The sequence below is a fragment of the Nonomuraea sp. NPDC049480 genome, from assembly GCF_044465905.1.
GTDB lineage: Bacteria > Actinomycetota > Actinomycetes > Streptosporangiales > Streptosporangiaceae > Nonomuraea.
Window position 1 is genome coordinate 20,889 of the sequence record NZ_JBITMD010000056.1, and the last position, 7,017, is coordinate 27,905.

Consider the following 7,017-nt stretch of genomic DNA (forward strand, 5'->3'; position numbering starts at 1 on the left):
GCGTTAGCCACATCTGTCGTTGTCGAGCTTCAGCGACGACCCCCACCGCCCGACGGCATATCCTTGCAGATCCGCGATTCGCCCGCCAGGCTGAATGCAGGTGTGAGAGCCGCCGTAGCTGCTGTTCCGGTAGATCCGCGCGGTACGGTTCCCGGTGCCGTTGTTTATGACGGAGTACGTCTGGTCGTTGACGGGGGTGTTCGCGAGGCTCACGCTGCTGTCCGACGCGCGGCGCACGTACGGTACCCCTCCGTAGTTGGTCTGCGGGTAGATGCATACCTGTCCGGACCCGCATTCAACCATGATGGTGGCCTGGGCGCCGCTTGCTGGAGTCAGCAGGGCAAGAGAGACGGCAGCCGTTCCAGCCGCCGCCGCGAATCTGAATTTCAACGATTTCTCCGCTCTAAGAGATGGTTGATGACTCGCTGCCGTCCTCGCCAGAGCGAAACGACTCAGGCGATCGCATTTCTTAAACTCCGGAGCCTAGGCGATGATATTTACCATGCCGCAGATTGTCCAGCTTAGATGAAACATCTTGACAAATAACCAATGGGCTGTCTGGACAACCACAGCATGTTAGGGCCTGTAATTGAACATCGGCGTTTTATGTGGCCCTGCTTTATGTCGATTTCCAGCCACACCCAAAGGGGATGTTATGCCCGAGATCGTGCAGGTGTGGGACGCCGAACTGGCCTACACGCACACGCCGCTCCGGCCCACCGGCACCGACGTGCCGCCACACGTGGACGGAGCCGAACCGCTGTGGCGCGTCTACCAGTTCCAGCCTGCGGCTGGGGTGGAGATCCATCACGCGCTGCCGCACACGCTGCTTGAGTGGCGGTGCGTCATGTACGGGCTTGACCCTGACGACGTCAGCACGCTGCTGGACGTGGCGCTGCATGAGCCGTACATCCCGAGCAGTAGCGACGTGTTCACGCGCACGGACCCGACCGCAGCGGCGGTGCTGGCGGTCACGCACGGCCTGCCGACGTGCTGGACGCCCGGCGTGCCGGACGAGGAGCGGCGGGCCGCGTACCTGGCCCGGATCGCTGCGGTGAAGACGCATCGGGTCCGGATGGAGCCCGTGCCGCAGACGCTGCGTGCGGAGGCGCTCGCGTTCGTCGGCTCGGGCCGTGCCGCGCCGCCTGACCCGTTGGAGCCGATCACATCGCCGATCCGGCTCGACCCGGTGCGGGTCGAGGCGCGGCGCCTGGCGGCTGAGTGGGTGCGCGCCAGTCGCTCCGATCAGCTTCCGCAACCCACGTTCCAGCTCAAGCCCGGCGGCACGTTCGTCGGCATGCAGCCCCCGCCTGGAGGTGGCCTGTGACCGCCGACGAGGTGCACGACCTCTCCCTGGCCCTGGCCAAGCTGCAAGGCTCCGTCGAGCTGAGGTTCGAGCGAGTGGACGGCTCGATCAGGCTCATCCTTCAGCACCTGGACCAGGTGGACGGACGGCACGCCCAGCTCGCCGAGCAGGTCGAGGGCATGGACGCGCGCCTGGCCGAGGTCGAGCGGACCGCTGTCACCACGGCGCAGCTCGGCGACCGCACCCGTCTGATCATCGCCATCGTAACCGTGCTGCTCCTCGTCGCGGGCACCGTCATCTCTCTGATCAGCCTCACCCGGATCTGAGCAACCTTCTTGATCGTGTTCCCCATGCGGGACGGCGTGGACGTCGTACCCGCTTACCTGCCCATCCGCATCAGCCACGACGAGCTCAAGATGACCGTCGCTGACTGGATTGCTCTCAAGGAGACCAGCATGTCCAAGCCCTCCATGCCTAACCTGTCCGAGGGGGTCACGGTCCTGGACGGGCAGCTTCCGCTGCCGCCGTACGCCGACGCCGGCCCGACCGCGCTCGACCCCGACCAGGACGGGCTGCCACAGGAGCCCGGCAGTGCCGTCGAAGACGACGATGAGGAGGCGGCCGGTGGCGAGAAAGCCTGAAGACCGCCTCTTGGCGGAGGTCCGCGCCCAGCTCGGCTACTGCGAATCCCCGACCGGCTGGACGGTGTTCGGATCGTGGTGGGCCAAACGGCACGGCAAACCGTCGTCGTGGGCGCTAGCGCCGTGGTGCGACATGTTCCTTGCCTGGTGCGCGAACAAGGCGGGCTTGCTGCCGGTGGTCGGGGATCATGCGTGGACGGTCGGCCACGCCGAGTGGTTCAAAGCGCGCGGCCAGTGGGGGCACACGCCGCGGCGGGGCGCGATCGTGTTCTTCGACTGGGGCGGTACCCGCGACATCCAGCGCATGGACCACGTCGGCATCGTCGAAGCGGTCGGTGACGGTGGCCGGACCATCGTCACGATCGAGGGCAACACGCAGAACCGCGTGATGCGGCGCTGGCGGGGTCTCGAGAACGTGGCCGGGTTCGGATACCCCGCCCTACCTCCCCGCGCCGGCCAAGCCCAAGCCGCCCGCCGCTCCGCCGCCGAACTGGACGGAGAAGACGAGGAAGGAACTACCGACCCTGCGACGCGGCGACGGAAAGGACCCGAACGACCCGAAGCGGTGGCACGTCAAGACCGTGTTCCACCTGCTGCACGCCCGAGGCATGGGCCTGGGCGGCGGCGTGGACGACACCGTGTTCGGCGGCCCGCTGGAGGACGCGATCTGCTCCTTCCAGCGGGAGGCCGGGCTGAAGGTGGACGGCGTGGCTGGGCCGAAGACGTGGTCCGCGCTCGTGCGCGTCTCAAAAACCCGAGGAGTGATCATGCTCAGATTCATGTCTACTGTGCTGGCCGCTGTCGTCGGCACCACCGCCACCGCCGCAACTACGTAGCCGCAGGTGGGGCGACACCGGCCCGAAGGGCGAGGTCGGTCCCAAGGGGGACACCGGCGCCCCCGGCAAGGACGGTCGTGGCCTCGACGGCGCCCCCTTCACCATGACGTTCACCGGCAACGGCCCCTGGAAGTGCACCTGGAAGGCGAGCACCGAGACGCTGGCCTGCGTCACCCCCCCTAACTCTCGTTGGCGGTCCCGCCAACCTTTATCCTGGAGGATCCCCATGCACGGCGAGTCCATGTCGTACAGCAAGCCGCCCGTCGAGCGGAAGGTGACCGCGCAACCGCAGGCTCCTACCTGGGCCTGCTCGCGGTCCTGACCGTCCTGCAGACGGTCAACGCCGATCTCAACCTCATCTCGTCCCTGCCCGACTGGCTGGAGACGCTGTCGATTCCGCTGCTCCCCGGCCTGATCACGTACGTGTCCGGGTACGCGGCCAAGCACACCGCGAGGCCGGACCTGCCGCTGGATCAGCGATGGCACTGATGCTGATGCGCCCCGTCGCCCAGGCTTGGGTGATGCGGGCGCATTCAGCATTTGCATCAAAAACTTACTACGGTTCGCGTGTTGCACCCCACCAGACAGCACTTCGCTCATGGGTGATGAATCGGAGACAGCCCGCAAGTAGAGCCCGTTGACCGCCACCGTGCGCAGTCCCATACTAACGGTGAGCGCAGGAGGCGCGATTCGCCCCGAACATTCAGCCGGCAACGGTGAAGGGCATGCGTATGCTAAATGAGCGACATTCCTTCGAGTCTCTAAAGCCACGCGACCACCATATTCGGCACGCCAACGGGCTTGGAGAGATATCTCGGGTCGTCACGGCGCTCGACCGTGCCGACGCTTCCTTCGACGTCGTGGAAGGACTCATCGGCGCGCCCGGCCATGTCTCGTTCAGGTCGGCCAACTTCCCGAACCAGTATCTGCGGCATCAGAATTTTCGTGTGATTCTCTCTGAGTACGCCCCGGGGGATCGGCTCATGCATGAGGACGCGACCTTCATGTCGGTCGACGGTCTCGTCCTCCCGCTCTGGAGATCCTTTCGCTCGTACAACAACCCCAAGCTCCATATCCGGCATCAGAACTCTCACCTGTACGTCAGCGAGATCAACCAGAGCAGCCCTGAACTGGATCGATCGGACGCAACATTCCTTCCGGTCGCCCCCTTCGTGGCGCCGCCCGAGACGATACGCATAGTCGAAATGGCCAACGACCGGCGGATATTCAACTCGCCTGGACCGCGTCCGCCATTCCTCCGCCTCGACAAGCGACTTGTCGACGTGGCTCAGGAGCACAGCCAGGACCTGGCTAACCATCCCGGTCTCTGGGAGAGGCTTCTGGACGGCCATCCCGGGCACTATGGCTCGGACAATAGCATTCCACAGCAGCGGATCCAGAGAGTGATGGGTTCCGCCGGAACCGAGAACGCATACATCCAATGGTTCTGGGGCGGCAACGTCCCACCGCCGTCGGCTCAGGCAGCGCACGATTGGTGGTATCAGAGTCCTCCCCACGAAGCTAATCTGCTCAACCCAGGCCACAGATCAACAGGCGTCGGCATCGCCACTGGGGCCGGGAGAGTCCCTCAAGGCCACGATCACGCAGGCGAGCCAGCGACATTCCACTACTACACCCAGGTGTTTCACTCCTCGCCCTAATTAAGCGGAGGCCTTCGAGGTAGCGGGCCATGGCGTCAGTCGGGCGGCGCGAATCGCGGCAGGTCGGCGAGCTTGATCTCGCGCAGGTCGTCGTCGGCCTGCTCTGCGGCGGTGTGGAGCTTGCGGATGGCGACGCGTACGTCGTTCAGCGTCCGGGCACCGTCGAGCGCGTGGAAGGCTTCTCGGACGGGCTTCAGCGCAGCCTCTATCGCCTCGTGCTGCTCATCCATAGAGCGACGTTACGTCACGCTCTCGGCCTCGTCACCTCACAGCCCGCCGCCCTTCGGTACGGTGGGGCTGTTTCTGCGTGTGAGGGCTCGGGCCGATCAGGCAGCTTGGGTCAGCGGTGCGTTCGGGCAGCCTTGCGCGATTTCGGTGAGCTTGGTTTTCTCCGCTGCGTCCACTCCAAGCTGCCAATGCCGCTCGATCGCCACCCATTCCGCGACGTAGCGGCATCGGACCTGCTCGATCGGCAGCCACTCCGCCGGGTCCTTATCTGCCTTCTGCCAAAGCGCGCGGGTTCTCGGATTCCTCATCCTGTAGCTGAAGGAACCCATGCGTGATACAGACGCAGGTCCCCGAACGCAGACGAATTCCTCATATGCGGGCTGGCAGAGAGACGGAAGAGGGGTGCGTGGCCAACGCCTGTTCTGCTCGACCAATGGGCATTTCCGAGGTAACGCGGACGGTTGCCGGCATCGCAGGGTTGCGTTTGTGGTGTCTCAGCAGACCCATTGGGTGGCACCGTCCTCCGCGCCAACGGGAGCGCACCCGTTGTCCAGGTCAAGGTCCAGGACGTTGAGGTGAGGACCATGGCGACGGGTGTGCCAGCCCCTGCCGGCGCCTTGCCCTCCTGCTTCCGCGCTGCGGCCGGCACCCTCTGTCGCGGAGTCCCGGTCGAGATCAGGGGTTGTCGAGAAACGGTGACATCACGCGCGCGGGCCGGTGACATGCGCGACGAAATATCGCAGCCATGACCAACAGCGCGCGGGACCATCGCGTCCCTCAACGAGCACTCGCCTCCTGCCTCGCGCGGGGAGGGCGATGACATGGACTCGGATTCCGTACGTGGTGTCGAACGGCGGCGGCTGCTCGGATGGGGCGGGCTGGCTGCCGGTGTGATGGCGGTCGGCACGCCGCTGTCATGCGCCGGGCTCGGCACCGCCGCCGCGTCCGAGTTGTCCGGAAAGGACCGGATCCCGCCGGACACCCTGCCCGGCGGGGCCTACGACCGGTTCGTGGCGGAACTGGCCGCACAGGACAAGTTCTCCGGAGTGGTGCTGCTGTCGCACCGGGGCCGGACGGTACTGTCGCGCAGCTACGGCATGGCCGACAAGGAGAAGAGGATCCGTAACCACGAAGATGTCGCGTTCAACCTCTACGGCGGGCCGTTCGTCAGCCTGTCCATCGTGCAGCTGGCGCAGCGGGGCAAGGTGAAGCTGTGGGATACGGTGGGCACCTACCTGACCGGTTTCGCCAAGGAGATCGCTGAGCAGGTGCGCATCCACCACCTGCTCATGGGCACCTCCGGGTTGTCCTTTCCGGAGCACGACTACCAACGCATCTTCCACAGCAAGGAGGAGCAGCACGAGTACTACCAGCAGTACACCCGGCAGGCGAAGCTGGTCGCCACCCCCGGCGCGGGTTCGAACAAACCCGGCTGGGGTGCGGATGTCACGGTGCAGATCGTCGAGGCGGTGGCCGGCATGACGTTCTGGGACTACGTGCACAAGCACATCTTCGGGCGCTGCGACATGACCGGCTCGGCGTACTACACCAGGCCGCAGTGGCTGGCCGACGAGCACATCGCGCACTCGTACATGAAACAGGCCGACGGTAGCCGGGTGGACGCCGTCCGCAACCTGGACAAGGACAGCCCGAGCCCGGGTATGGCGGGCCAGAACAATGCTCGCAACTTCGTCCCGGACGGCGGGTTCGTCACCGCACCGGACCTGGTCCGGTTCGCAAATGCGTTGTACGACGGCATCGTGCTCGACCCGGCCTGGGCCGACGTGTTCACCTCGGTCAAGGCCCCCAACTTCCGAGGCTCCCCGGGGTTCAGCACCTACGGGCCGACAGCCCACATCGTCGAAGGCCAGTGGGAGCTCTCGCGCAGCGGCGTCCACCCCGGCAGCTGCTCCCACTGGAGCATCTACCCTGACACCGGATGGGTCGGCGTCGTCCTCAGCAACTACGACGACATACCGCTGCAGGAGATCACCGGACAGCAGACGCGGGCCATCACCGGGGCTTCACCCGGCGACGGCGACGGCGGCGGCTGACGCGCGGCCACGGCATAGCCGACCCGAAGAAAGAGGGCTGATCGCCACGGTGCCCGGCGTCGGCTATCGCATCGACGTGACCGATGGGGGTCTGTACGGTCACTGACTGGACACACCCGCGGTGTCGCTGTGGCTCAACGCAGGCGTGCACGCGCCGGAGGTCGCCGAGCGGGCCGGGCACAGTGTGGACGTGCTCGTCAGCTTCTCGGCCGTAAACGGACCGAGCTTGCAGCTCCTCGCCGTCGATGGCTTCGACGGTCCGGTCCGCGTCAGGCAGCGTGACTCACTGCC

10 protein-coding genes and 1 pseudogene are annotated in these 7,017 nt (G+C 65.8%); 8 read left to right on the forward strand and 3 right to left on the reverse strand.

From position 1 onward, the window contains the following. Positions 1-3 precede the first annotated feature (3 nt). Positions 4-390 (reverse strand): peptidase inhibitor family I36 protein, encoded by a 387-nt coding sequence (locus ACIBX3_RS60160; protein ID WP_397129838.1) that lies wholly within the window; start codon positions 388-390, stop codon positions 4-6. A gap of 265 nt (positions 391-655) precedes the next feature. Here ACIBX3_RS60160 and ACIBX3_RS60165 point away from each other — a divergent pair, with 265 nt between their 5' ends. The 7 genes and pseudogenes from ACIBX3_RS60165 (at position 656) to ACIBX3_RS60195 (ending at position 4,444) form a co-directional block, all read left to right on the forward strand. Further along, positions 656-1,327 carry a hypothetical protein gene (locus tag ACIBX3_RS60165; RefSeq protein ID WP_397129839.1) on the forward strand — a complete coding sequence of 224 codons (672 nt, stop codon included), beginning with the start codon at positions 656-658 and terminating at the stop codon, positions 1,325-1,327. Continuing rightward, positions 1,324-1,632 (forward strand): hypothetical protein, encoded by a 309-nt coding sequence (locus tag ACIBX3_RS60170; protein WP_397129840.1) that lies wholly within the window; start codon positions 1,324-1,326, stop codon positions 1,630-1,632. Before ACIBX3_RS60165 ends, ACIBX3_RS60170 begins: the two co-directional genes overlap by 4 nt. Before the next feature lie 24 nt (positions 1,633-1,656). Beyond that, complete coding sequence (locus tag ACIBX3_RS60175; protein WP_397129841.1) at positions 1,657-1,947, forward strand: hypothetical protein; 291 nt, start codon at positions 1,657-1,659, stop codon at positions 1,945-1,947. Next, positions 1,916-2,308: pseudogene (locus ACIBX3_RS60180) on the forward strand (CHAP domain-containing protein); the annotation flags it as partial. The gene ACIBX3_RS60175 and the pseudogene ACIBX3_RS60180, both read left to right, overlap by 32 nt. A 220-nt stretch (positions 2,309-2,528) precedes the next feature. Further along, positions 2,529-2,783, forward strand: coding sequence for a peptidoglycan-binding domain-containing protein (locus ACIBX3_RS60185; RefSeq protein ID WP_397129842.1), 255 nt, complete (start codon positions 2,529-2,531; stop codon positions 2,781-2,783). Positions 2,784-2,972: 189 nt separating this feature from the next. Then, positions 2,973-3,272 carry a hypothetical protein gene (locus ACIBX3_RS60190; protein ID WP_397129843.1) on the forward strand — a complete coding sequence of 100 codons (300 nt, stop codon included), beginning with the start codon at positions 2,973-2,975 and terminating at the stop codon, positions 3,270-3,272. 242 nt (positions 3,273-3,514) lie between these two features. Beyond that, positions 3,515-4,444, forward strand: coding sequence for an AbfB domain-containing protein (locus tag ACIBX3_RS60195; RefSeq protein WP_397129848.1), 930 nt, complete (start codon positions 3,515-3,517; stop codon positions 4,442-4,444). Positions 4,445-4,479: 35 nt separating this feature from the next. On the opposite strand, the gene ACIBX3_RS60200 is transcribed toward ACIBX3_RS60195, so the two are convergent. Then, the gene (locus ACIBX3_RS60200; RefSeq protein WP_397129844.1) at positions 4,480-4,674 is read right to left on the reverse strand and encodes a hypothetical protein; all 195 of its coding nucleotides are present in this window, start codon (positions 4,672-4,674) and stop codon (positions 4,480-4,482) included. A 96-nt stretch (positions 4,675-4,770) separates the two neighbouring features. Then, the gene (locus ACIBX3_RS60205) at positions 4,771-5,001 is read right to left on the reverse strand and encodes a hypothetical protein (RefSeq protein ID WP_397129845.1); all 231 of its coding nucleotides are present in this window, start codon (positions 4,999-5,001) and stop codon (positions 4,771-4,773) included. Between the two features lie 492 nt (positions 5,002-5,493). Between ACIBX3_RS60205 and ACIBX3_RS60210 the strand changes: the two genes are divergently transcribed. After that, on the forward strand, positions 5,494-6,726 hold the full coding sequence (locus ACIBX3_RS60210; RefSeq protein ID WP_397129846.1) for a serine hydrolase domain-containing protein: 1,233 nt from the start codon (positions 5,494-5,496) through the stop codon (positions 6,724-6,726). Positions 6,727-7,017 lie beyond the last annotated feature (291 nt).